The sequence below is a fragment of the Actinoallomurus iriomotensis genome (assembly GCF_030269445.1).
In the GTDB taxonomy this organism is placed as follows: Bacteria; Actinomycetota; Actinomycetes; order Streptosporangiales; family Streptosporangiaceae; genus Actinoallomurus; species Actinoallomurus iriomotensis.
The window spans coordinates 94233-118247 of record NZ_BSTJ01000010.1; the positions used below are offsets into that span (position 1 = coordinate 94233).

Annotated in this window: 19 protein-coding genes; 11 read left to right on the forward strand and 8 right to left on the reverse strand. The window is 71.3% G+C overall.

The window, feature by feature from the left end:
• Nucleotides 1-14 precede the first annotated feature (14 nt).
• Complete coding sequence (locus QSK37_RS35525) at nucleotides 15-665, forward strand: 3'-5' exonuclease (protein ID WP_285629710.1); 651 nt, start codon at nucleotides 15-17, stop codon at nucleotides 663-665.
• Between the two features lie 169 nt (nucleotides 666-834).
• Here the strand turns inward: QSK37_RS35525 and QSK37_RS35530 are convergent, their stop codons facing one another.
• From QSK37_RS35530 to QSK37_RS35545, 4 genes are all read right to left on the reverse strand, one after another.
• Nucleotides 835-2835 carry a WD40 repeat domain-containing serine/threonine protein kinase gene (locus tag QSK37_RS35530; RefSeq protein ID WP_285629711.1) on the reverse strand — a complete coding sequence of 667 codons (2001 nt, stop codon included), beginning with the start codon at nucleotides 2833-2835 and terminating at the stop codon, nucleotides 835-837.
• Nucleotides 2836-2859: 24 nt separating this feature from the next.
• Entirely contained in the window at nucleotides 2860-4791 is a 1932-nt protein-coding gene (locus QSK37_RS35535; RefSeq protein ID WP_285629713.1) for a WD40 repeat domain-containing serine/threonine protein kinase, read from the reverse strand.
• 180 nt (nucleotides 4792-4971) lie between these two features.
• Nucleotides 4972-5994 carry an extracellular catalytic domain type 2 short-chain-length polyhydroxyalkanoate depolymerase gene (locus tag QSK37_RS35540; protein ID WP_285629715.1) on the reverse strand — a complete coding sequence of 341 codons (1023 nt, stop codon included), beginning with the start codon at nucleotides 5992-5994 and terminating at the stop codon, nucleotides 4972-4974.
• Between the two features lie 29 nt (nucleotides 5995-6023).
• Nucleotides 6024-7352, reverse strand: a complete 1329-nt coding sequence (locus tag QSK37_RS35545; RefSeq protein ID WP_285629716.1) for a tannase/feruloyl esterase family alpha/beta hydrolase — start codon at nucleotides 7350-7352, stop codon at nucleotides 6024-6026.
• A gap of 301 nt (nucleotides 7353-7653) precedes the next feature.
• On the opposite strand from QSK37_RS35545, the gene QSK37_RS35550 reads away from it, so the two are divergent.
• From QSK37_RS35550 to QSK37_RS35570, 5 genes are read left to right on the forward strand one after another with little or no spacing between them, the layout of a single operon-like run.
• Complete coding sequence (locus QSK37_RS35550; protein WP_285584690.1) at nucleotides 7654-8409, forward strand: ABC transporter ATP-binding protein; 756 nt, start codon at nucleotides 7654-7656, stop codon at nucleotides 8407-8409.
• Nucleotides 8396-9088: an ABC transporter ATP-binding protein gene (locus tag QSK37_RS35555; protein ID WP_285629718.1), complete on the forward strand. Its 693-nt coding sequence runs from the start codon at nucleotides 8396-8398 to the stop codon at nucleotides 9086-9088. Before QSK37_RS35550 ends, QSK37_RS35555 begins: the two co-directional genes overlap by 14 nt.
• A gap of 11 nt (nucleotides 9089-9099) precedes the next feature.
• Complete coding sequence (locus QSK37_RS35560; RefSeq protein WP_285629720.1) at nucleotides 9100-10341, forward strand: ABC transporter substrate-binding protein; 1242 nt, start codon at nucleotides 9100-9102, stop codon at nucleotides 10339-10341.
• Nucleotides 10341-11204, forward strand: coding sequence for a branched-chain amino acid ABC transporter permease (locus QSK37_RS35565; RefSeq protein WP_285584683.1), 864 nt, complete (start codon nucleotides 10341-10343; stop codon nucleotides 11202-11204). The genes QSK37_RS35560 and QSK37_RS35565 overlap by 1 nt, the downstream gene beginning before the upstream one ends.
• Nucleotides 11201-12202, forward strand: a complete 1002-nt coding sequence (locus QSK37_RS35570) for a branched-chain amino acid ABC transporter permease (RefSeq protein ID WP_285629721.1) — start codon at nucleotides 11201-11203, stop codon at nucleotides 12200-12202. Before QSK37_RS35565 ends, QSK37_RS35570 begins: the two co-directional genes overlap by 4 nt.
• 14 nt (nucleotides 12203-12216) lie before the next feature.
• Here QSK37_RS35570 and QSK37_RS35575 read toward each other — a convergent pair whose 3' ends face one another.
• The 3 genes from QSK37_RS35575 to QSK37_RS35585 all read right to left on the reverse strand — a co-directional run bounded on the left by QSK37_RS35575 (nucleotide 12217) and on the right by QSK37_RS35585 (nucleotide 15601).
• Nucleotides 12217-14082: a helix-turn-helix domain-containing protein gene (locus QSK37_RS35575; RefSeq protein WP_285629723.1), complete on the reverse strand. Its 1866-nt coding sequence runs from the start codon at nucleotides 14080-14082 to the stop codon at nucleotides 12217-12219.
• Between the two features lie 18 nt (nucleotides 14083-14100).
• Nucleotides 14101-14868, reverse strand: a complete 768-nt coding sequence (locus tag QSK37_RS35580) for a 3-hydroxybutyrate dehydrogenase (RefSeq protein ID WP_285629725.1) — start codon at nucleotides 14866-14868, stop codon at nucleotides 14101-14103.
• A gap of 97 nt (nucleotides 14869-14965) precedes the next feature.
• Entirely contained in the window at nucleotides 14966-15601 is a 636-nt protein-coding gene (locus tag QSK37_RS35585) for a hypothetical protein (protein ID WP_285629727.1), read from the reverse strand.
• Between the two features lie 368 nt (nucleotides 15602-15969).
• Between QSK37_RS35585 and QSK37_RS35590 the strand changes: the two genes are divergently transcribed.
• The 3 genes from QSK37_RS35590 (at nucleotide 15970) to QSK37_RS35600 (ending at nucleotide 20113) form a co-directional block, all read left to right on the forward strand.
• Nucleotides 15970-16449: a hypothetical protein gene (locus QSK37_RS35590; protein ID WP_285629729.1), complete on the forward strand. Its 480-nt coding sequence runs from the start codon at nucleotides 15970-15972 to the stop codon at nucleotides 16447-16449.
• A gap of 149 nt (nucleotides 16450-16598) precedes the next feature.
• Entirely contained in the window at nucleotides 16599-16880 is a 282-nt protein-coding gene (locus QSK37_RS35595; RefSeq protein ID WP_285584675.1) for a hypothetical protein, read from the forward strand.
• Between the two features lie 137 nt (nucleotides 16881-17017).
• Nucleotides 17018-20113 (forward strand): NACHT domain-containing protein, encoded by a 3096-nt coding sequence (locus QSK37_RS35600; protein ID WP_285629731.1) that lies wholly within the window; start codon nucleotides 17018-17020, stop codon nucleotides 20111-20113.
• A 35-nt stretch (nucleotides 20114-20148) separates the two neighbouring features.
• Here the strand turns inward: QSK37_RS35600 and QSK37_RS35605 are convergent, their stop codons facing one another.
• Nucleotides 20149-20880: a TetR/AcrR family transcriptional regulator gene (locus tag QSK37_RS35605; RefSeq protein WP_285629733.1), complete on the reverse strand. Its 732-nt coding sequence runs from the start codon at nucleotides 20878-20880 to the stop codon at nucleotides 20149-20151.
• A 75-nt stretch (nucleotides 20881-20955) separates the two neighbouring features.
• Here QSK37_RS35605 and QSK37_RS35610 point away from each other — a divergent pair, with 75 nt between their 5' ends.
• Nucleotides 20956-22527: an FAD-dependent monooxygenase gene (locus QSK37_RS35610; protein WP_285629735.1), complete on the forward strand. Its 1572-nt coding sequence runs from the start codon at nucleotides 20956-20958 to the stop codon at nucleotides 22525-22527.
• 87 nt (nucleotides 22528-22614) lie between these two features.
• Nucleotides 22615-24012, forward strand: coding sequence for a cytochrome ubiquinol oxidase subunit I (locus QSK37_RS35615; protein ID WP_285629737.1), 1398 nt, complete (start codon nucleotides 22615-22617; stop codon nucleotides 24010-24012).
• Nucleotides 24013-24015: the final 3 nt, after the last annotated feature.

Genomic DNA, 24015 nt, shown 5'->3' on the forward strand with positions numbered 1-24015 from the left:
AGAGGCGGGCGGCCATGGCCAGCGCCCTGTGGACCGAAGCACCCCTGGTCGCGCTCGACCTGGAAGGCACCGGGGCGCAAGACCGCGACGACGAGGCCATCCTGGAGATCGCCCTCGTCCCCATCACCGCCGGCCGTCCGTCCCTCGACAACGCATACACCACCCTCATCAACCCGGAACGACCCATCCCGCGCCGCCCCTGGATCTCCCCAGGTCTGACCGACGCTCTCCTGACCACCGCACCGCGACTTCCCAAAGTCGCGCCCGAACTCGCACGACGCGTCTCCGGCAAAGTCCTCGTCGGCCATAACACCTCGGTCGACTGGCGACTCCTCCATCGCCGCTGCCCGAGCATCCAGCCCGCCGGATTGATCGACACACTGCGCCTCGCCCGATACCTCCACCCGGGCCTACGGAAGAAAAACCTCACCGCACTGGTCGAACACTACGCACTCACAGACAACGTCACCGACCTGACGCCCAACAGCCGCCCCCATCGCGCCCTGTGGGACGCCACCGCAGCAGCTCTCCTACTCACCGCACTGGTCAACGACCTGCCCAACAACGTGACCCTCAGCCTCAACGAACTACGACACCTATCCGGGCTCCCAATGGAAGATGACCTCCAACCACCCGACACGGCCGAGCAAATCCCCCTGCTGTAACAGCGCCAGCCGCAGGCATCCGCCAGTACACGGGGTACGCGGCGTGAACTTAAGGCCTTTTTTAGGCCGCATGCATTTTCAACTTGTCATAGCCGGGCCGGGTTCAGCTTCTGGGGATTTCTCGGTTGCGGAGTCATCCGTTCTCCCACAGGCCTCTGCAGGCTCACGATCAGGGGATGTGCCAGAGGCGGATGCGGTCGTTGGCGGTATCACCGCTGCCGTCGCTGAGGCCGGCCGCGAGAGTTGACCCGTCGGGGGCGAACACCAAGGCGCTGACGGAGCCGAGGGTGGTGAACTTGGTGACCGTGGCTCCGGTGGCGGTGTTCCACAGCCGGATCGTCTTGTCGTCGCCCCCGCTGGCCAAGGTACCGCCTCGGAGATGGAAGGCGAGTGCTCGGATGTATCCGGTGTGGCCCTTCAGCGTGGTGACGGGGCGTTGCGAGACGACATTCCACAGGTAGATGGTCTCGTGAACGGTGATGGCGAGCACCTGGCTGTCCGGGCTGAACGCGACCGTGCCTGGTGCATAGCCGAAGCGGTAGTCGTAGGTGGCCGCGACCCGGCCAGAGGGCATGGCGCGGAGCTGAAGGGGCTGGTCGCCGGTGAGCAGGAGCCTGCCGTCCGGGCTGAAGGCGACCCAGCCGCCCGGCGAGTCCTTGTAGACGCCGAGGGAGCGGCCTGAGGAGGTGTCCCACACATACACGCCCCTGAAGAGCCCGGCGGCGGCCAGGGCCCTGCCGTCGGGGCTGAAAGCCACCGAGAAGACGTAGCCGTCGGTCGGGCCACCGTTCGGGCGCTGGGCGGTTACGGCGAACGTGCGCGTGACACGGCCGGTCGCCACATCCCAGAGCATGATCTTGTTCAGGTCGGCTCTGGCCAGCAGCGTGCGGTCGGGACTGAAGACCATGGTCTGGCCGAGACTTGACTGGGGCGCGCTGATGTGGACGGCGGCCCCGCGGCGAGTCGCGACGTTCCAGCGCCAGACACTGCTGTCAGCAGAGCTCTCGGAAGCCGCGAGCAACGTCTGGCCGGTCGGGTCGAAGGCGACGGCCCTGATGGGTGACTGAGGTCCGGTGAGGGCGACGCCGTTGGAGCCGGAGGCAGCGGTGCCGGCAGTGGGTCTACCAGACCGGGAAGCCGAGTGTTCCCGTCCGTACAGGAGCACGGAGGCTCCTGCCACGGCGGCGGTGGCGGTGGCCGCCAGCCCGCCGATGATCAGCGTGCGGCGGGATACCCCGCGAGAGAGCTCTGGCCGGTCGGGTTCGATCCACGTCTGAGGGTGGATCCTGGTCGCGGGCACGGTCTGCTCCACGGCGGGCGCAGGAAGGGCCGCAGTGTGAGGAAGGGCCGTACCACCAGGACCGAGGCCGGTGAAGCGGGCAGGAAGGCTCTGCGCTGCCGGACGATCGGTGGGCTCCTTCGCCAGGCATGCGGCCAGCACGGAGCGCAGATCGCCGCTGAGACCGCCGAGTGCGGGCCGGTCGTGCAGAATCCGGTGGACGATCGCCGCGACGGTGGGTGCGTCGAACGGGCTCCGTCCGGTGGCGGCGAAGACCAGCACCGAGCCCAGGGAGAACACGTCGCTCGCGGGGTCGGTCCGGTCAGCGCGGATCTGTTCGGGCGACATGTAGGCGTAGGTGCCGATCACCGAGCCGGTCGCGGTGAGTGAAGTGGCATCGAGGGCGCGAGCGACGCCGAAGTCGATGATGCGCGGGCCGTCGTCGGCCATGATGATGTTGCCGGGTTTCAGGTCACGGTGGACCAGCCCGCACTGGTGAATGGCGGCCAGTCCCTCGGCCAACCCCGCGCCGAGCCGTGCCGCGGCCTCCGGCGGGAGCGGGCCGCGCTGTTTGACCGCCTCCTGCAGTGTGGGGCCCGGGATGAAGGCGGTGACCAGCCAGGGGGCTTCGGCGCCCGGATCGGCGTCGACCACATGGGCGGTATGGAAACCGCCCACCCGGCGGGCCGCCTCGACCTCCCGGGTGAACCGAGCACGGAACTGTGGGGCGTTCGCCAGTTCCGGCTGGATCACCTTCACCGCGACCTTGCGTCCGCCCGGCGAGGTGCCCAGATAGACCTGCCCCATGCCGCCCGCGCCCACCCGGCCCTCTAGGCGGTAAGGGCCGATCTGTCGCGGATCGTCGGGCGACAAGGCATCCACTTGCACCATCCGGAATTAGTCGGGGAACGTCCGCTACGAGAGCTTCCAGAGCTGGATCCATCGGGCACCACCTGGCTCTCCCATGGACGCTGCGAGGATCCCGCCGTCCGGGCTGAACGCCAGCGACGGGACCTCGTGGCCGGCCGGGGAGGTCGGCACGACGCCGGTCAGCGTGGTGGTGACACGGCCGCTGGACAGATCCCACAGGCTGATGGTCTTGCCGATGGTGTCGCCGGCGCCGACCCGGTCACCGCGTCCGGCGCCCGCGATCATCGCCCGGCCCGGGCGATATGCAGCTGTGTCGAGGATGTGGTGGGAGTCGGTGAACGTCGCGGTGAGGCGCCCGGTGGCCACATCCCACAGTTTGATGCCAGGCCCGGCTCCAGCGAGGGTCTTCCCGTCAGGGCTGAACATCGCCGAGGCGTAGTCCAGGATTCCGCCCATGGGGGCGGTGAACGATCGGATGAGACGGCCGGTCTTGGCCGACCACAGCCGTACCGCCGCCTCCATATCGGACACACTGGCCACGGTCTCGCCGTCCGGGCTGAAGGCGACCGAGTTCATGTTGCCGTTGTGCCCGAACGTCGCGACGGAACGGCCGGTGGTCATGTCCACGACCTCGACCCTGCTGTCGTCCCCGCTGGTGAGGCCGACGGCGAGAGTCTTCTCATCGGGGCTGAACGCCAGGCAGGTGACGGTGCCCCGGGCATAGCTCACCAGGACGCCTCGTGACTCGCCCGTGTGCACGTCCCAGCGCCGCACGGCATTGTCGCCGCTGAACAGGGTCTGACCGTCCGCGCTGTAGGTCACCGCCAGGACGTCGCGGTGCCCGGCGATGGCGAAGACCGTACGGCCCGATGTGATGTCCCAGAGCCGGAGGGTGCGGTCGAAACCCGCGCCGGCGAGTGTCCTGCCGTCCGGGCTGAAGGCGATCTCAGTGACATCGCCGGTGTCGCCGGCGTCCAGACGTGCGAGCGGCTTGCCGACGTCGCTCTTGGCGGCGGGAGCGCTGTGTGACGTGACATTCGGCCAGAGCAGGACCGTGGGAACAGCGATCGCGGTGGCGGCGGCGGCGATCCCACCGAACAGCAGCGTGCGCCGTCCCAGCGGCGCGCCGGTGCCCGGGGTCGTGGCGGCGTCGGCGAAGGCGTGTGCCATCGGCCCGGTCACGGAGAGGCGATTCAGCACGTCGGCGGCGGAAGGGCGATCGGCCGGGTCCTTGGCGAGGCATTCGACCAGCAGGGCTCGCAGCTCGCCATCGAGACCGCCCAGCCACGGCGGTTCGCTGGTGATCCGATGGACGATGCCGGGCACGGTCGTCGCGTCGAACGGACCTCGGCCGGTGGCGGCGAAGACCAGCACCGAACCCAGGGAGAACACGTCGCCGGCCGCCGATGCCGGCTCGGCGCGGGCCTGTTCGGGCGACATGTAGGCGTAGGTGCCGATGACCGCGCCGCCGCCGGTCGTCGAGTCGCCGTCTTCGGCATGCGCGATGCCGAAATCGATGATGCGCGGCCCGTCGTCGGCCATGATGACGTTGCCGGGTTTCAGGTCACGGTGGACCAACCCGCACCGGTGGATGGCCGCCAGCCCCTCGGCCAACCCCGCACCCAACCGGGCCACGGCGGCTGAGGCGAGCGGCCCGTGCTCGGCAACGACACGCTGCAGCGTGGGGCCCGGGATGAAGGCGGTGACCAGCCAGGGGAAGTCGGCATGCGGGTCGGCGTCGAGCACCTGCGCCGTGTGGAAACCGCCCACCTGCCGCGCTGCCTCGACCTCCCGGGAGAACCGCATCCGGAACCGCGGGTCCCGCGCGTGCTCGGTTCTGATGAGCTTGACCGCGACGGCCCGGCCACTCGGGGATGACCCGAGATAGACCTGTCCCATGCCTCCCGCGCCCAGCCGGCCCTCCAACCGGTACGGACCTATCCGCGCAGGGTCCCCAGGTCGCAGTGGAGAGATCACAAAGAGCGATGGTATCCACTAAAGAACAATGATATCTACTTGAGTGCCGGCGGCTTGCCGAAGGACAGTACGCATCGCCGACCACGTCACCGAGCTGGCGTCCAACAGCCGTCCTCAGCGCACGCAAAGCGACGACGGGCCCGCCCACCGTGGTGGCGCGGGCCCGTACGGGGGTGAGCGTCAGCCGCCGAGGGCGTGGACCATGTTCATGATCGCGGTGATCTGGGCGCCGCCGTGGGTGTCGTAGTTGCCCGCGTTCAGGTATCCCCACCAGTCCCAGCAGCCCTGGGGGTTGCTGCCGAAGTTCGCGACGGCCTGCGGGTAGAGGACGATCATGTTGTTCGTGTCGCCGTACTCGTTCAGGTGCGCCTTGGTGACGAACGTCGTGCCGATGGAGCCGGCGCCCTGCAGGCAGCCGTGCAGTGCGACCATGAGCCGGCACGAGGTGCCCGAGGCGCAGGCGGGCGGCACGTAGGCGTAGCCGGTGGCGCCCATGCTGATCGCGCTCGCGCTGCCGCCGGGCGCGTAGGCGTTCTGGTCGAACGACACGACGCTGCCGGACGGGCTCGCGGCCGGTGCGGCGACCGACCCGAACAGGTGGGTGAGCATCGTGCGTTCCGGGTCGGTGCCGCAGTTGTTGATGTAGGGGGTGTAGCTCGTGCCGCAGGCGTTCGGGCCGAGCGGGCTGACCCAGGAGTGTGCCGCCGGGGTCGTGTTGTCGTACGTCACGTTCGCGCCGAAGTCCTCGTAGAACTGCACGAGGTCGTTGGGGGAGCCGACGCTGACGGTCGTGTCGGCGGTGCCGTGGAAGACGTACACGCGGTGGCCCGACAGGTTCGCGACGTTGTCGATCGTGCCCTGCGCGGACCGGGTGCGGGCCGTCTGCTCCAGCGAGGACAGGTTCCGGCTCTGGATGTTGTACATGCACGCCAGCTCGGCGGTGGTGAGGCTGCCCTGGGCGCAGTGGTACGGGCCGCCCGCGAAGACGCCGGTGCCCTTGATCGTGCCGGAGTAGGCCACGTGGAGCTGGTCGGCCATGAAGCCGCCGGAGGACACCCCCGAGTCGTAGACGGCGCTGACGTTGTAACGGCCCAGCGTGGCGGCGTGGGCGGGTGCGGCGACCGCGGTCGCGGCGGTGCCGAGCAGGCCGGTCGCCGCGAGGGCGACGGCACCCCGGCGGAGGCGGCGCAGAGTTAATCTCATCGTGCTCCTTTCCTCAAGCGGCTCGCTGGTCAGGACGCCAGCGAGCAGGTGTTGGCGAGGTCTCCGGAGGCCGGCCTGGGCAGCGTGGCGCTGGGCGGCGGCGTGTGGCCGGCCGACCAGCCCTCCATCGCGGTGAACGCGGCGCGGAAGCACGGCAACATGGGCCGCAGCCGGTCGGGATACGTGTCGTACAGCCCGTCGACGTGGTTGCCGCCCTCGACCCGGTAGTAGCGGAACGGCCCGCGCACCATGCGGGCGTACACGTCGCCGTCCTGGGAGATCGGCAGCAGCGTGTCCAGCGTGCCCTGGAGGGTGATCAGCGGTTTGCGGATCCGGCCGGTCAGCGACACGCGGGCCACCGCCCGGTGCACCGAGCGGGGCCGGGCGGCGTAGTCGTAGTCGGCGTCACAGCCCGGCGTGCCGCTCGCGCAGTACGGTGTGCCCGCCTCGGTGGCGCCGTCGTAGGAGGGGTCGAACTCCTCCCGGTAGATCCGCTGGGTCAGGTCCCAGTAGACCTGCTCGTGGTACGGCCACAGGAACTCCGAGCCGGGCGCGAGGCCGGCGTCCAGCAGCGCCCGGTGCGCCCCGGCGGAGCCGGCGGCGTAGGCGGGGTAGTTCCTCAGCAGCGCCGGCAGGTAGGTGAACAGGTTCGGGCCGTCCGCGCGGAACAGCGTGCCCTCCCAGTCCACGCCGCCGTCGTACAGCTCCGGGTGGTTCTCCAGCTGCCAGCGGACCAGGTAGCCGCCGTTGGAGATGCCGGCCGCGTACGTCCGCGCGGGAGCCCGGCCGTACCTGCGGGCGACCGTCGTCCTGGCCGCACGGGCGAGCTGGGTGACGCGGGTGTTCCACTCGGCGACGGCGTCGCCGGGTCGCCGTCCGTCCCGGTAGAACGCCGAGCCGACGTTGCCCTTGTCGGTCGCCGCGTAGGCGTACCCGCGGGCGAGCACCCAGTCGGAGATCGTGAAGTCGTTGGCGTACTGCGCGCGGTTCCCGGGCGTGCCGGCGACCACGAGTCCGCCGTTCCAGTGGTCGGGCAGGCGGATCACGAACTGGGAGTCGTGGTTCCAGCCGTGCGTGGTGTTCAGCGTCGAGGTGTCGGGGAAGTAGCCGTCGATCTGCGTGCCCGGCACCCCGGTCGGGTTGCGCGTCCCGGCCGGTTGCAGGCCCACCCACTGCGCCGGGTCGCTGTGCCCGTCGGCGACGGTGCCGGCCGTGGTCAGGTCGGGCAGGCACGCGCCGACCTCGTACGCCGCGCCGGGCACGGCGACCTCGCACGAGCGCGGGGAGGCCGCGACGGCCGGTGGCGCGGTGAGCGTGAGACCCAGGGCCATCGCGGCGAGGAGGCGAATACGCGGCATGAAGTCTCCCTGCGTCGTCGGCGCCCCCCGAGAACGCCGTAATCGTCACCGCGCGGGCGACCGCGTTCCATCGGCCGCCGCCACACTTTCGCGCCACCGGAGGTGTGCGTGACCCACATCAGCCACTCGTGGGGGGTGCGGACCCGGCGGTCGCGGCCGTGGTGACCGGGGTCCTGTGGAGGAGAGGGACGCCTCTTCGCGGCCGAATGTGTGTTCGCGGCACATGGTCGGTCGCTGACCCGCGTCCTAGGGTTCCCGGTCAACGAACGGTGTGATCGACGCGACAACGGCAGGAGAGCGGATGGCAGCGGTTCTGCGCGCCCGGGGCCTGGCCAAGGAGTTTCGCGGCTTCCGTGCCGTCGACGACGTGGACCTCGACGTCCCCGAAGGCGGCGTGCACGCGCTCGTGGGCCCGAACGGCGCCGGCAAGACGACGCTGTTCAACCTCCTCACCGGGTTTCTGCGGCCGACGGCGGGCCGCGTGACGTTCGGCGAGCACGAGCTGTCCGGGCGGCCGCCCGAGCGGATCGCCCGTCTCGGGGTCGCCAGGTCCTTTCAGATCACGAGCCTGTTCGCGCAGCTCACCGCGCGGGAGCATGTCGAGCTGGCGTTGCAGGGCGGCACCGGCCTCGGCTGGCGGTTCTGGCGTTCGGACAAGCGGCTGGGCCGGTTCGGCGACCGCGCGCGGGACCTGCTCGCGCAGGTGCGCCTCGCCGACCTGGCCGACACGCGTGCGGGCGCGCTCTCGTACGGGCACAAGCGGGCGCTCGAACTGGCGCTGGCCCTCGCCCTGGACCCGAAGGTGCTGCTCCTGGACGAGCCGACCGCGGGCATGGGCGCCGAGGACGTCGACGCCACCGTCGAACTGATCGGTCGCGTACGCGACGGCCGGACGGTCGTGCTGGTCGAGCACAACATGAACGTCGTCGCCTCGCTCGCCGACAAGGTCACCGTCCTGCAGTCGGGCCGGGTCCTCGCCGAGGGGCCGTACGCCGAGATCCGGCGCGACCCCCGGGTCGTCGCCGCCTACCTGGGAGACGCCGATGCTACGGATTGACCGCCTGTCCGCCTGGTACGGCGAGGCGCAGGCGTTGCGCGAGGTGTCCCTGGAGGTCGGCGAGGGCGAGATCGTCACCCTGGTCGGCCGCAACGGGGCCGGCAAGACGACCCTGCTGCGCTGCGTCATGGGTCTGCACTCCCAGGCCGAGGGCACGGTGGAGTTCCTCGGCGCCGACGTGTCACGCCTCGCGCCGCACCGGCGGGCGCGGCGCGGGCTCGGCTACGTGCCGGACGACCGGGGGATCTACGCGAACCTCTCGGTCGAGGAGAACCTCCTGCTGCCGCCGGTGGCCGGCCCGAAGCCGTGGTCGCTGGACCAGGTGTACGACACCTTCCCCCGGCTGCGCGAACGGCGCCGTTCGCCGGGCACCAGGCTCTCCGGCGGCGAACAGCAGATGCTCGCGCTCGCCCGGGTGCTGAGGATGGGCGCGCGGCTGCTGCTGTGCGACGAGCCGACCGAAGGCCTGTCCCCGCTGATCGTCCAGCAGATCGGCGGGATCCTGCGCGACGTCAAGGACCAGGGCGTCACCGTCCTGCTCATCGAGCAGAACGTGCACTTCGCCGCCACGGTGGCCGACCGGCACTACCTGCTCGCCGAGGGCCGGATCGCCGAATCGATGGACAACGCCGAGGTCAAGGCGCGCGAGCACGAGCTCCTCGGCTACCTCGGAATCTGAAGGAGAACGCGATGAGGACTTATCGTCGTACGGCCGCGCTGGCCGCCGGGGTGGCCCTGGTCACCGCCGGATGCAACGGCGGTCCCGGCGGAGGCGGCGGGAAGATCAGCGACGGCAAGATCGAGATCGCCGTCCTCAACGACCAGTCCGGCGTCTACGCCGACCTTTCGGGCAAGGCCAGCGTCGAGGCGGTCAAGATGGCGATCGCCGACTTCAAGGCCAAGTACGGCGGCAAGGCCGTGGCCAAGAAGATCGAGGTCACCACCGCCGACCACCAGAACAAGCCGGAGGTCGCGAGCTCCAAGGCCCAGGAGCTGTACGACCGGCAGCGCGCCGACATCATCCTCGACGTGCCGACCTCCTCGGCCGCCCTCGCCGTGGCGGGCGTCGCCAAGTCCAAGAAGAAGATCTTCATGGACATCGGCGCGGGCACCACCGCGCTGGAGGGCGCGCAGTGCAACAAGTACACGTTCCACTACGGCTACAACACCTACATGCTGGCGCACGGCACCGGCGACACCATCACCCAGGACGGCGCGAAGAACTGGTACATCATCTACCCGGACTACGCGTTCGGGCAGGACATGACCAAGAGCTTCAGTGCCGCGATCAAGGGCGCCGGCGGCACGATCGTCAAGAACGACCCGACACCGTTCCCCAGCGACAACTTCTCCACGTTCCTGCTCAAGGCGCCCGGGCTGAACCCCAAGCCGCAGGTGCTCGGCGCCATGCAGGCCGGCGGTGACCTGGTCAACCTCGTCAAGCAGTACAACGAGTACGGGCTGAGGAAGAAGGGCATCGGGCTGGCCGTCGGGCTGATGTTCCTCACCGACATCCACTCGGTCGGCCCGGACGCCCTGGCGGGCACGAAGTTCAGCGACGCCTGGTACTGGAACGCGAGCCCGGACAACCGGGCCTGGGCGGACCGGTTCCTGGCCAAGACCGGCAAGCGTCCGACCTTCGCGCACGCGGCGAACTACTCCGCCGCCCTGCAGTACCTCGAGGCGGTCCAGCGCGCCGGCACCGACAAGTCCGACGCCGTGGTCAAGCAGCTGGAGGGCTACAAGTTCGGCGACGTGTTCGCCAAGAACGGCACGATCCGCGCGCAGGACCACCTCCTGCTGCACGACGCCTATCTCGCCCAGGTGAAGCCGTCCGCTGAGGTCAAGGAGCCCTGGGACTACGAGAAGATCCTCAAGACCATTCCCGCGGACCAGGCGTTCCAGCAGCCCGACGCGGCCTGCGGGCTCTGATGCTGCAACAGGCATTCGACGGCCTCGTCAGCGGGGCGTTCTACGCCCTGCTGGCCCTGGGCCTGGCGGTCATCTTCGGCATGCTCGGCGTGGTCAACTTCGCCCACGGCGCCTTCTACATGCTCGGCGCGTTCGGCGCGTACGTGCTGCTGGACCACTGGGGCGTGAGCTTCTGGATCGCGCTGCCCGTCGTACCGGTCGTGCTCGGCGTCGTCGGGGTGGCCGTCGAACGGCTGCTGGTCCGCCGGCTCGCGGCGCTCGACCCGCTGTACAACTTCCTGCTCACCTTCGGCATCGCGCTCGTGCTGCAGGACCTGGTCAAACGGGAGTACGGCGTGCAGTCCCAGCCGTACCCGCGCCCGTCCGCGCTGTCCGGCTCGGTGAACCTCGGGCTGTTCTCCTATCCGTCGTACCGGGTGTTCGTGCTCGGCGTCGCGGTCGTCGCCTGCCTGGTGGTCTGGTACGCGCTGTCCCGTACGCGGGCGGGGATGATCGTCCGGGCCGCCACCGAACGGCCGGAGCTGACCCGCGCGCTCGGCATCGACGTCGGGCGGTGGGTCACCCCGGTGTTCGGCGCCGGGATCGCGCTGGCCGGGCTCGCCGGGGTGCTGGCCGCGCCGATGCGCGCGGTCAACCCGCTCATGGGATCGGACCTGATCATCGCGGTCTTCGCGGTGGTCGTGATCGGCGGGCTCGGCTCGATCTTCGGCTCGGTGGTGTCCGGCTTCGCGGTCGGCGTGCTCACCGCCGTGACGAACTTCTACCTGCCGTCGCTGTCGCAGACGCTGGTGTTCATCCTCATGGTCGTCGTCCTGCTCTGGCGGCCCGCGGGGCTGTTCGGACGCGAGGAGGGAGTCGCGTGATCCTCCGGAGACTGGCCGCCCGGCCCGTCCTGCTCGCCGCGGGCCTGCTGGTGGCGCTCGCCCTGCCGTGGCTGATCTATCCGCCGGTCGCGATGGACATGGTCTGCTGGGCCCTGTTCGCGGTGGCGGTCGACCTCCTGCTCGGCTTCACCGGGCTGCTGTCGTTCGGGCACGCGGCGTTCTGGGGCTCCTCGGCGTACCTGACCGGGCTGATCGCGCTGCACAGCGGGCTGCCGTTCCCGGTCGCGGTGCTCGGCGGAGCGCTGGCCGCGGCCGTGCTGGCGGTGCCGATCGGCTGGCTGTCGGTGCGGCGCACCGGCATCTACTTCGCCATGGTGACGCTGGCGTTCGCGCAGCTGGTCTACTTCGTCGCGAACCAGTGGCGCGGCCTGACCGGTGGGGAGAACGGGCTGCAGGGCATCCCGCGCGACTTCTTCGGCGTCGACCTGTCCGACCCGTTCTTCTTCTACTACGCGGGCCTGCCGATCGCCGTGCTCGGGCTGTGGTTCGCCTGGCGCGTGGTGCGTTCGCCGTTCGGTCGGGTGCTGGTCGCGGTGCGCGACAACCCGGCGCGCGCCCGTGCGCTCGGCTACCCGGTCGACCGGTACAAGCTGCTCGCGTTCGTGCTGTCCGCCGGGCTGTCCGGGCTGGCCGGGGGACTGTTCACCATGGGGCACGGCTTCGTCTCGCTGGAGGAGGTGTACTGGACCACCTCGGGCCAGGTCGTGATGATGGTCGTCCTCGGCGGCATCGGCACACTGTGGGGCGGCGTGCTCGGCGCGGTCCTGATCGTCGAGCTGGGCGACTACCTGTCCACGGCCGGCTTCGAGGAGACCGGCATCGTCACGGGGACCGTGTTCGCCCTCACCGTGCTGGTCTTCCGGCGCGGCATCTGGGGCACCGCCGCCTGGCTGACGGCCGGCCGCCGCGAGCGCGCCGCGGACGGGGCGACCGTACCCGTCGGCGAGAGGGAGAACGGGGAGCCGGTCAGAGCGTGAACGCGAGGGGCCGGTCAGAGCGGGAGGCTGCCGCGCAGGCGGTGCAGGTGCAGCGCGAGCTGGATCTGCAGCGCCCGGTCGGCCCGCTGCCAGTCGGCGCCGATGAGCCGGCCGATCCGCTCCAGCCGCTGGGTGACGGTGTTGGTGTGGATGTGGAGCCGCTCGGCGGTGCGCGCGAGGCTGCCGCCGGTGCCGAAGTAGATCGCCATCGTCAGTGTCAGCGCCGTTCCCCGGCGTTCGTCGTAGGCGATGACCGGGCCGAGCGTGCGCTCGACGAACGCGCCCGTGTCGCCGCCCTCGCCGATCAGCAGCCCGACGAAGCCCAGGCCGTCCGCGCTCGCGCCGTCGCCCTCGCGGCCGAGGGCCAGCAGCGCGTCGGCGCAGCGCCGTGCCTCCCGGCGCGCCGCGTCCGCGCCGCCGGGCAGGTCGACCGGGCCGGCCGCGCCGGCGGTGGCGGGCAGGCCGAGCGCGGCCCCGAGTTCCTTGGCGACGCGGGCGGCGGCCTCCTCCGGACGATGGCCGGGCAGCAGCAGCACCACCTCACCGGAGTAGGCGGTGCTGAGGCCGTGTTCGGCCGCGGAGAACGACGACGCCCAGAACGCCGCCCGCTCGCGCCGGCCGCCGTGTCTGGCGACGACGAGGACGTGGTCGGCGCCCAGGTCGACGCCCAGCCGGCGGGCGCGGGCGTCGAGCGCGTCCGGGTCCGAGACGTGCCCGGCGACCAGGTCGTCCAGCAGCTCGCCGCGTACCCGGCCCTCGACCTCGGTCATGTTGCGGCGGAACAGCAGCAGCAGCGCCATGACCAGGGCGGCGCGTTCCAGGATCCGCTCGTCGGCGTCGGCGATGTCACCGGCGGCGTGCAGCGCCAGCGTGCCGAGCACCTCCGCGCCCGCGCCGATCGGGATGACCCGCAGGTCGCCCCGCCGCGCCGTACGACCCAGCGTGCGCGCTCGCGTGATCAGATCCTCGTCCACCCGATCGACCCGGCCGACCTCGGCGAGGCGGCGGCCGTCGGCGTCCAGCACGACGAGTGAGCCGCCGAGGATGTCGGTCACCACCGACGCGACGTCCTCGACGCCGCCGCCCCGTACGACCAGGTCGGTCATGCGGTCGTGCGCCCGCGCGGCCCGTTCGACCGCGTCGCCGCGCACTCGTGCGGCCTCGCTGGCCGCGCTCAGCTCCTCCAGCGTGACGCGGGTCTCCTGGAGCAGGCGGGCGTTGTCGATCGCGACCGCGGCGTGGGCGGCCAGCGAGCACAGCAGCGCCACCTCCTCCTGGGCGTAGGAGCGTTCGGACCGGTCGGCGGCGAACAGCACGCCGATGACCCGCTCGCCGAGCCGCATCGGCACTCCGAGAATGCCGACGAGCCCCTCCTCGGTGACCCCGCCGTCGATCGACCCGGTGTGCCGGAACCGTTCGTCGTTCAGGTAGCCGGAGCTGGCGTACGGCGCGCCGGTCTGCGCGACCAGCCCGCCGAGCCCGGAGCCGAGCGGCAGCCGGAGCGTCTGGAAGGCACGCGAGATGGAGCCGTCGGTGACGCGCATGTACGTGTCGCCGCGGCTCGGGTCGTTCAGCGTCATGTACGCGACGTCGGCGCCCAGCAGCTGGCGCGCCCGGCGCACGATGGCGTTCAGCACCGCGTCGAGGTCGCGCAGCCCGGCCAGGTCGCTCGCGGTCTCGAACAGCGCGGACAGCTCCACCTCCCGCCGCGCCCGCCGGGCCAGCAGCGCGCGTACGCGCAACGCGGCCGTCTTGGCCTGTTCCAGCTCGGCGAGGTCGGCGGGGGAGGCGCCGGCGGCCCTCGCCTCGGCGATCGGCGTCTCGAAGTCGACCGCCGGCGCCTCACGGGCGAGCAGTTCGAAGAAGATCCGGGTGTTCACGGGGGGTGTTCTCGCGGGTCAGTGCGCGGTCCAGCCTCCGTCGATCGGCATCGAGGAGCCGGTGATGAACGCCGCCTGTTCGGAGCACAGGTAGGCCACCACGTCGGCGACCTCGGCGGGTTCGAGCAGCCGCTTGATCGCGGCCGGCTCCAGCATGACCTGCTCGACGACCTCCGTCTCGCTGAGGCCGTGCGCCCGGGCCTGCGCGGCGATCTGCTTCTCCACCAGCGGCGTACGGACGTAGGAGGGGTTGACGCAGTTGGAGGTCACGCCGTGCTCGGCGCCCTCGAGCGCGATCACCTTGGACATGCCCTCGATGGCGTGCTTGGCCGTGACGTAGGCGACCTTGTACGGCGAGGCGACGAGCCCGTGCACCGAGGAGACGTTGACGATGCGCCCCCAGCCCTGGGCGTACATGCCGGGAAGGAGCCGGCGCGCCAGGCGGAAGGGCGTCTCCACCATGAGCCGCTGGATCCGCGCGAACTCCTCCGGCGGGAACTCGTGCACCGGCGCCACATGCTGCAGGCCGGCATTGTTGACGAGGATGTCGGCGGCCAGATCCAGGGTGTCCACGACGTCCGGTTCGGACAGGTCGGCCACCCGGAACTCCCCGCCGGCCTCGCTCGCGGCCTCCTTGGCCCCGTCGGCGCTGACGTCCACCACGATCACATGCGCGCCCGCCTCGGCGAGCCTCCGCGCACAGGCCCGCCCGATGCCACTGGCCCCGCCGGTCACGACCGCGGTCCTGCCGGTCAGCTCCCGGTGCTTCGCCGTCTCACCACTCATGCCAGCGAACCTAGACCGCCGGCCCCGGTCGCTCCACATGGGAGGCCTCCATGACTCGGAGCCGACCAATGTGGTACGGCACATGTCCGGCGGTGGGTCAGTGGCGGGTCGGGCGGGACAGGTCCGGGGCCGCGGCGCCCGGGACGGCCGAGCCGACGGTCAGCAGCAGCCGGCCCGCGACCGTGGGCAGGCCCTCTCTGGTGGCGCAGGACTGGGGCCGGGCGGTGGACATCGTGTAGGCCGCGCTCCACTTCTGCCCGTCGAACTCCCCGTCGGTGACCGTGCCCTTGATCGCGACCACGCTCTGGCCGGCGTTGACCGAGACCACCGCGGTGAAGGACATCGTGCTGGTCCGGCCGTTGTTCCAGGTGACCTTCCGGGTGCCGGAGTACCGGCCGGAGACGCAGGACAGCCGGCCGGTGGCGTGGAAGGTCGACCGGGCGGCGGTGATGGCCGGGTCCGCGCTGGAGACGCACCGGATGAGCGTGGACGTGCCGTGGATGGTGATCTCCTGCGGCCGCGTCGTCAGGCCGGGGGAGTAGGCGACGGTCTGCGAGCCGCCGCAGGCGGTGGTCCCCGCCGTTCGGGCCGCATGCGCGCGGCCTGCTCGTGGGCGGGAGACGGCGCCGGCGGAGTCCGGGGTGAGCGCGGCGGCGGACAACGCGAGCCCGGTCATCGCCATCACCGCGGGTAGGAATGGGGAGGAGCCGGATGAGGGCCTGCGAACCAGCATGTCTTCTCCTTACCGCGGCGGCACCACCGCGCCTGTCGTCCTGGATTCGCCGACGAATGGCGCGTTGCTCACTGTCACATGTCGATTACTGACAGTCAACGAAATCTGTTGTGCGAGGCAGGCCGGTGTCGCATGATCAACGGCCCGAAGTGGCGCGTTCTGGTCGGTATCCGGGCGTCTTGATCATGTGGCATCGCCGTACGCTGCGGCGTTTCGACGACCCGAGGTCGTGATCGGCGACGGCCGAGAGGCGGGTGGCCGGCGGAAACCATGGCGATCTCTCGTCTTCGCGGCCGGGTGAATGGCCGGTGTGCCAGGCGATTTCCACTCTTCGTAGCCGATGATTACCGAGAGTAGTATGCCGCCTGATGATTACGGACCCGCGTACGAACGCCGCCCACGGACACCGCTGGGTGCTGTGGCTGTTCGTGTTCGCGGGCGTCGTGATCCATTCGAGTCTGTGCCCGCCGAACGTCCACGCCGGTGTGCTGAGCGCCACGACGCGAGCGTGCGTCTCATCGGCCTCCGGCACGCCGCCGCCCGCCGAGCCGAGCCGCGGCGAGACGCCGGACACCGACAGCGTCGCCGACGCCGGCCGCCCGTGCGCGCCGGCGCCCCACCCGCACCACCACCCGCCGTGCGGCGTCATCGACCACCGCGGCTCGGCGCAGCAGCGCGCGCTCGGGCCGTGGCATGCCGCGGCGGTGCCGTGGCTCCTGCCGGCCACGCCGGACGCCGGCGCGGCCGCCCGGCCGGCGGGCGTCCGCTCCGGCGGCCGCTGGTCGCGTCCGCCCGCGGCACACGCGGGTGCGGGCCTGCTGATCGATCTGTGCTCCTCGCGTACGTGACGGCGCCGGCGCACCCCTGACACACGCCGCGACGTGGTCCCGGCCGCTCCGAGCCGCCGCGACCGCTCATCCTCGCGCGCCCGTCCGGGGTCCGCGCCCACGGTGATCTGCCAGCACGTCCTGCCGGATTTCCAGGAGCGCAGCGAGTCATGAGAGAACCGCACATCATCCTTCAGACCTGGCCCTTCAACTGCCTGACGTGCCAGCACGCCTGGGAGGGCGTGTACGAGGCGTGGCACTGCGACGACGGCCGCGGCGGCCAGGTGGTCACCTGGCGCTACAAGGGGACGGCGAGCATGCCGCCGTGGATCGACCCGTCGTGCCCGTCCTGCTCCAGCCTGCGCGTGAAGACCCTGCCGCCGGGCGCCCGCCCACCCGCCGACGACGAGCGGCGAGAACCGCCGATCGTCCCGCGCCAGCGACGACCCTGACCACGAACGGCCACCGCGTTCGAGCGGAACGTCCGCATCGGGGTGGCCCGCGGTCGGGGGCCGTGCTTGGGTGGGGCGAGCCGCGGTGGCCGCTCAGGTCGTCCGGCCGCTGGCACCGTTCCGGGGCGAGGTGGACGATGGGGCTGAGTTATCGGGACGCGGTTCGCCTGCTGGGCGGGCAGAGCGGCACCGCCAAGGCTCTGGACCGGCTCAGCGGCGGGCTGCTGCTGGCCGCCTCGGCGACGGGCGGCGCGTTCGTCCTCAGCCTCTTCGACGCCCGCGGGGAGCTGGCCCGGCTCAGCGGCGCTCTGGTCACCGAGCTGGGCGACCGGATCCGGGGGCTGGACCGCTTCCAGCGCAGTGAGCGGCTGGCGGCGGCCCACGCCGTCATCGTCCTCACGGCCTACTTCGAGGCGCTCGCCGGCCTGGATCTGCCCTTCGACGTCGAGCGGATCGAGCCGTCGGAGCAGGTGGCGCTCGCGGGAGGCGGCCCGCCGGGGACGAACCGGCCGGCCGACCTGGCCACCGGCCTGCTCAAGGCGGAGGTCCCGATGCCCGCGCCGCAGTGGCCGTACGAGGTGACGCTCGACACCCTCGGCGGTTTCTACGGGGGGCTCTCGAAGGAGGTGGTGCGCTTCCTCTCCGGGCTCGCCGCCTGGGACCGGCTCGACGAGACGCAGCGGGACCGGCTGACCGGGACGCTCATCACCGAGACGCCGGGCCGGGCCGTGGTGCGCTACGAGGAGCTGTTCCGCCGGCTCGCGGTGGAGTTCCCCGAGGTCGCCTTCTGGGCGAACGCGGTGGACCATCAGGCCACGCGGGAGCGGCTCCGGGAGCTGGGCGGCGCCCTCGCGGGACTGGAACGGACCCTCGCCGGCATCGCGACGGGCCGGCTTCCGGACGAGCGGCGGCTGAGTCTCTCCCGCGCCTACCGCGCGGCGCTGGACCGGCCGATCCTGACCTCCAACGACGCGTTCCCGGGGGTCCGCCTGCCGTCACTCGGCATGGCCTACGTGAACCCCGATTACCGCACCGCCGTGGTCGACCGGCCCGAGGGCGTGGGGGAGGAGTCCTGGTGGGAGGAGCAGCCCGTACGGGAGGACCTGGAGGCCTTCCTGCTCGGCCGTCTCACCGTCCCGGAGGCGACCCGCGCTCCCCTGATGGTCCTCGGCCAGCCCGGGTCGGGAAAGTCGGTGCTCACCCGGATCCTGGCGGCGAGGCTGCCGCCGAGCGAGTTCCTGACCGTACGCGTCGAACTTCGCGAGGTGCCCGCCGACGCGGATCTGCAGGCGCAGATCGAGCATGCCGTGCGAACCGCCACCGGAGAGACCCTGTCCTGGCCCGAGCTCGCGCGCAGCAGGGGCGACGCGCTCCCGGTGGTCTTACTGGACGGGTTCGACGAGCTGTTGCAGGCGACCGGGGTCAGCCAGACCGACTATCTGCAGAAGGTCGCCGAATTCCAGAGTCGTGAGGCCGATCAGGGGCGTCCGGTGGCGGTGTGGGTGACGAGCCGGACGGCCGTCGCCGACCGGGCCCGTCCGGTCGCGGGGATGGTGGCGGTGCGCCTGGAGCCGTTCCGCGAACGGCAGGTCGGCGCATGGCTTCGCGTGTGGAACGAGACCAACGAGACCAACGCCGGCTGGCGGCCCCTGACCTCCGAGGCGGTGCTGGCCCAGGGCGAACTCGCGCGCCAGCCGCTCCTCCTCCTGATGCTCGCCCTCTACGACGCCGGCCGGAACCGGCTGCGCGGCAGCGACGCCTCCCTCGGTCAGGGCGAGCTCTACGAGCGGCTCCTGCACGACTTCGCGGAGCGGGAGGTCCGCAAGGCCGGAGCCGCACTCGCGCGGCCGGACTTCCAGCGAGCGGTCGAGCGCGAGCTGACGCACCTGTCGCTGGTGGCGTTCGCGATGTTCAACCGGGGCCGGCAGTGGATTACCGAGGTCGAACTCGACGCCGACCTCGCGGCGCTCGCCGCCGACGTCGACCAGCCGATGGCACCGGCGGGCCTCCGCTCCCGGCTGACCGCCGCCCAGATCGTTCTCGGCCGGTTCTTCTTCGTCCACGAGGCGCAGGCCACGCGCGACGACCGGCGCCTCTCGACGTATGAGTTCCTCCACGCCACCTTCGGCGAGTTCCTCGTCGCCCGGTGCGTCGTCAACGAGATCGCCGAGCTGGCCGAACTGATGAGCCGGACGAGGGAGCGTGGCCGGCACGTGCCGATCGACGAAGCGTACCTGCACGCCGTCCTGTCGTTCATGCCCCTCACGATGCGTAACACGACCGTGGGCTTCGTGGAGGAACGGCTCCAGGACATTACCGAGGAGCAGCGCGTCCTGTTCCGGGATCTGTTCCTCGAGCTCTTTCACGACGCCCTGGTCCCGAGACGGGACACCCGCCACGCCGACTACGCCCCCCAGCCGGTCACGGTGCCGCGCGGGCCCGCGGTCTATTCGGCCAACTTGGTGCTCCTCCTGCTGCTCACCGGCGGCGAGCTCACCGGTGACGAGCTGTTCCCCAACGCGAGTGATCCGGTCGCGGAATGGCGCAGGATCGCCCTTCTCTGGCGTTCCCAGCTTCCCCCGGAAGGCTGGCTCGCCTTCGTCGAGTTCCTCGACCTCGACCGCGTGTGGGAGGGCGATCGGCGGCAACTGCGGATAAGAGGGCGTTCCGACGGCGAACTCTCGCCCACCGATCCGTTCTGGACCTACGACATCGCCCCGGGACACCCCAACCGAACCCGCGGATTGAGGTGGCTGGCCTGGATCCGGACGGACGCCGGCCTCCTCCGCCGGCAGGCGCGGGTCCTGTGCGATGACGGCGACGACGTCCTCGTCCACGCCCTCGAACCGCTGGCCGGGGAGCTGGGCAGCGCCGTTGCGACATTTCACGTGCACGGCGAAAGGCCCCCGCTGTCGGCGGCGCACGCGTTGATCCGTCTGTGGCTGGAACTCGGACGCGACGAAGGGCCCGAAGAGCTCACCGAGGCCTTCGAGGCGTGCCTGCAGATCGCGCTCTTCGGGTTCGCGCCGGCCGACCGCCATACCCGCCGCCGTTTCCGCCGGCTCGTCCTGAGGCACCTGGCCGAGCACTGGCTACGCCTGGACGCCGACTGGCTGGACCACGCGATGAGGATGATCTGGGAAAGCGCCGGAGGTCCCGCAAAGGACGAGGACGACCTGCGGCGGGACGCGGCGCAGATCCTCCCCGCGTACCGCCTGGGCCGCGGGGAATGATCGAGCTCCGGTGATCCCCGCGCGACCGTGAGGCACTAGTCGCGGGCGCCGAGGCCGCCGACGATCAGGTTGAGGGTGAACTCGAACCGGTCCAGGGGGGTGCCGGACGTGAGCTCGGCCGCGTACCGCTTCGTGTGGGGGAAGGCGCCGGGCAGCGCGGCGAACCGGCGCAAGAGTTCGTCCCGGCCGACGGCCCACCCCTCCTGGTCGACATGCCGGTCCATCAGAGAGGTCTCGAGGCAGAAGGCGTTGACGTAGAGGGTCAGCGCGTCGATCGCCCAGGCGGCCGTCCGCGGGTCGACGCCGCCCGCCAGCACGATGCCGAGCATGCCCTCGCTCACGCGCAGGGTCTCCAGGTTCGTGGGGGCCACGGCGAGCGCCGCCAGGGAGACGCCGGGGTAGCGCAGGTACTGGTCACGGAGCTGGGCGCAGACGTCGATGATCTGCGCGCGCCAGGTGCGCGGGTCCGGTTCGGGGAGCTCGATCTCGGCGCAGAGCCGTCCGATGAGGAGGTCGTCCAGGTCCTCCTTGTTGACGACGTGGGCGTAGAGCGACGCGGGGCCCGTTTCGAGCGCGGTGGCCACTCGTCGCATCGTCAGGGCGTCGTATCCCTCGCGCTCGACGATGCCGAGTGCGGTCTCGACGATGGCCTCCACGGTGATCGGCTTCTTGCGCCCCGCCGACGGCCCGCGACGGGTCGCGGTGGTGTCGTCGGCCAGGGGCTGCTGGTGCCGCGCCGCGCGCCGTCGCTCAGCGGGTGATGCCATGCGGCACAGTCTAGCCACAGGCGAGCAGCGTTCTGGTTGACACGATCAGTGTTCTTGAAGCATAGAATGCCGTTCGTGACCCTGCCCTCTGCGGAAGAAGACCAGATGTCCACGAAGACCGCGCCCGCCGCGGACACCGGCCGTACGGACTACGACGTGCTCGTGGCGGGCGCCGGGCCGGTCGGCCTGATGCTCGCCACCGAACTGGGGCTGGCGGGGGTCCGGGTGCTCGTCGCCGAACGGCGGGAGGAGCCCGACACCGCCGTCAAGGCGGGAGCGATCAACACCGCCTCCGCGGAGGCCTTCGAGCGGCGCGGCCTGCTCCCCGCGGTGGAGGCGCTGCTCCCCGCGGTGGAGGCGCTGCTCCCCGACAGGTCCAGGGCCGCCGGCCCGGGGCGGCCTTCCGTCGGGCACTTCGGCGGGATCCAGGTGCCGGCGGGCCCCGTCGACGAGGAGGATCCCGAGCTGCGTGGCCGGGGACGGTCCGGTTGGTACCTCCAGGTCCCGCAGGTCGAGGTGGAACGGATCCTCGGCCGGCGCGCGGCCGAGCTCGGCGTCGAGGTCCGGCGCGGGGTCGAGGTGCGCGGGTTCGACGCGGACGAGACCGGCGTCACCGTTCACCTGGACGGCCGGGGCGACGTGCGCGTGGGGTGGCTCGTCGGTTGTGACGGCGGCCGCAGTCTGGTCCGGCGCCTGGCGGGCTTCGAGTTCCCCGGCACCGACCCGCGGATCACGGGCCGCCACGCGGTGGTCACCGTGGAGGGGGCGGAGCGCCTGGGGCGGGGCTGGCAGTACACCCCTGCCGGCGTCTACGTCCACGGGCCGATGCCGGGCCGGGTGCGCACCGTCGAGTTCGACGGCCCCCCGGCGGACCGGGAGGCGCCGGTCACCGCGGCCGAGATCGAGGCCAGCCTGCGGCGCGTCAGCGGCGTCGACGTCCGCGTCACCGAGGTCATCGGCAGCGCCGGGCGCTACACGGACAACGCGCGGCAGGCGACGACCTATCGGCGCGGTCGCGTGCTCCTGTGCGGCGACGCCGCCCACGTGCACTCGCCCTTCAGTGGCCAGGGCCTGAACCTCGGGCTCGGCGACGCCGTCAACCTGGGCTGGAAGCTCGCCGCCACCGTGCGCGGGTGGGCGCCCGAGGGCCTGCTCGACACCTACACCGGCGAACGGCATCCGATCGGCGCCTGGGTGCTCGAATGGACGCGTGCGCAGGTGGCCGTGATGCGCGGCGACGCCGACAGCCGGGCGCTCAGGGGTGTGGTCTCCGACTTCCTCGGCACCCGGGACGGGGCGACCTACTACGTGAAGCGGATCTCCGGGCTGTGGCAGCGCTACGACCTGGGGGACGGCCACCCGCTGGTCGGCTCGGCCGTGCCCGGCCTCCGGTTCGACGACGGCACCCGGCTCGCCGACCACGCCCATGAGGGCCGGACCCTGCTCGTCGATCTCGCCGGAGACGACCGGCTTGCGGCTCTGGCCGAGCCGTACGCCGGGCGGCTGACGCTGGTCCGGGGAAGCTCGGCCGGCGCCGGGGTGAGCGGCCTGCTGGTGCGTCCCGACGGCTTCGTGGCCTGGGCGTCGGCCGACGGCGACCCCGCCGGCCTCGAGACCGCCCTGACGCGCTGGCTGGGTGTGGCCTAGATTACGACGGCGTGTAGTACTACGGCCGGTAGTATTTACGACGAGAGGTAGTACTACACGTCGTAGTAGTTATATGGGGGCCGCGGAATGAATCCGCTCGACATCGCCCGGTGGCAGTTCGGGATCACCACCGTCTACCACTTTCTCTTCGTCCCCCTGACGATCGGGCTCTCCGCCCTCGTCGCGGGGCTGCAGACGGCGTGGGTGCGCACCGGCAAGCGGCACTACCTGCGTGCCACCAAGTTCTGGGGCAAGCTCTTCCTGATCAACTTCGCGATGGGCATCGTGACCGGCATCGTGCAGGAGTTCCAGTTCGGGATGAACTGGAGCGCCTACTCCCGGTTCGTCGGTGACATCTTCGGGGCGCCGCTCGCGATCGAGGGCCTGCTCGCCTTCTTCGTCGAGTCGACCTTCCTCGGCCTGTGGATCTTCGGCTGGGACCGGCTGCCCAAGCGGATCCACCTCGCCTGCATCTGGATCGTCTCGGTCGGGACCCTGCTGTCGGCGTACTTCATCCTCGCCGCCAACTCCTGGATGCAGCACCCGGTCGGCTACCACCTCGACACCGCCACCGGCCGTGCCCGGCTCACCGACTTCTGGGCCGTGCTGACCAACTCGACCATGCTCGTCGCCTTCCCGCACACGATCACCGCCGCCTTCGTCACCGCCGGTCTGTTCGTCGTCGGGATCAGCGCCTGGCACCTGGCCCGGCGCCGGCACGTCGAGGTCTTCCGGCCCTCGCTGCGGATGGCACTGGTCGTCACGTTCGTCGCCTCGCTCGGCGTCGCCGTCACCGGCGACCAGCAGGGCAAGGTGATGACCGCGCAGCAGCCGATGAAGATGGCCGCCGCCGAGGCGTTGTACACCACCGAACGGCCCGCGTCCTTCTCGATCTTCACCGTCGGCACGCTCGACGGAGGCCGCGAGATCTTCAGCGTCAAGGTGCCCGGCGTGCTGTCGTTCCTGGCCACCGGCCACTTCGACGGCAAGGTGCTCGGCATCGACGACGTGCAGGCCGCCGAGCAGGCCAAGTACGGCGCGGGCGAGTACCGGCCGATCGTGCCGCTCGCGTACTGGAACTTCCGGCTCATGGCCGGCATCGGGTTCCTCACCGCGGGCATCGCCCTGCTCGGCCTGTGGCTGACCCGGCGCGGGCGGCTCCCCGCGAACCGCTGGGTCTGGCGGGCCGGCGTCGCCTCGCTCACCCTGCCGTTCATCGGCAACTCGGCCGGCTGGATCTTCACCGAGATGGGCCGCCAGCCCTGGTCGGTGTACGGGGTGCTGAAGACGTCCGCGAGCGTCTCGCCGGGCGTCGGCGCCACCTCCATGCTCGTCTCGCTGCTGTCCCTGACCGCCCTGTACGGCGTGCTCCTCGTGATCGAGACGCGGCTCCTGATCCGGTACGCCAAGGCCGGTCCGCCCTCCGAGGAGGAAACCCTCGGCGGGGACGACCGCGCCGAGCCGTCGCTCACGTTCGCCTACTGAGAG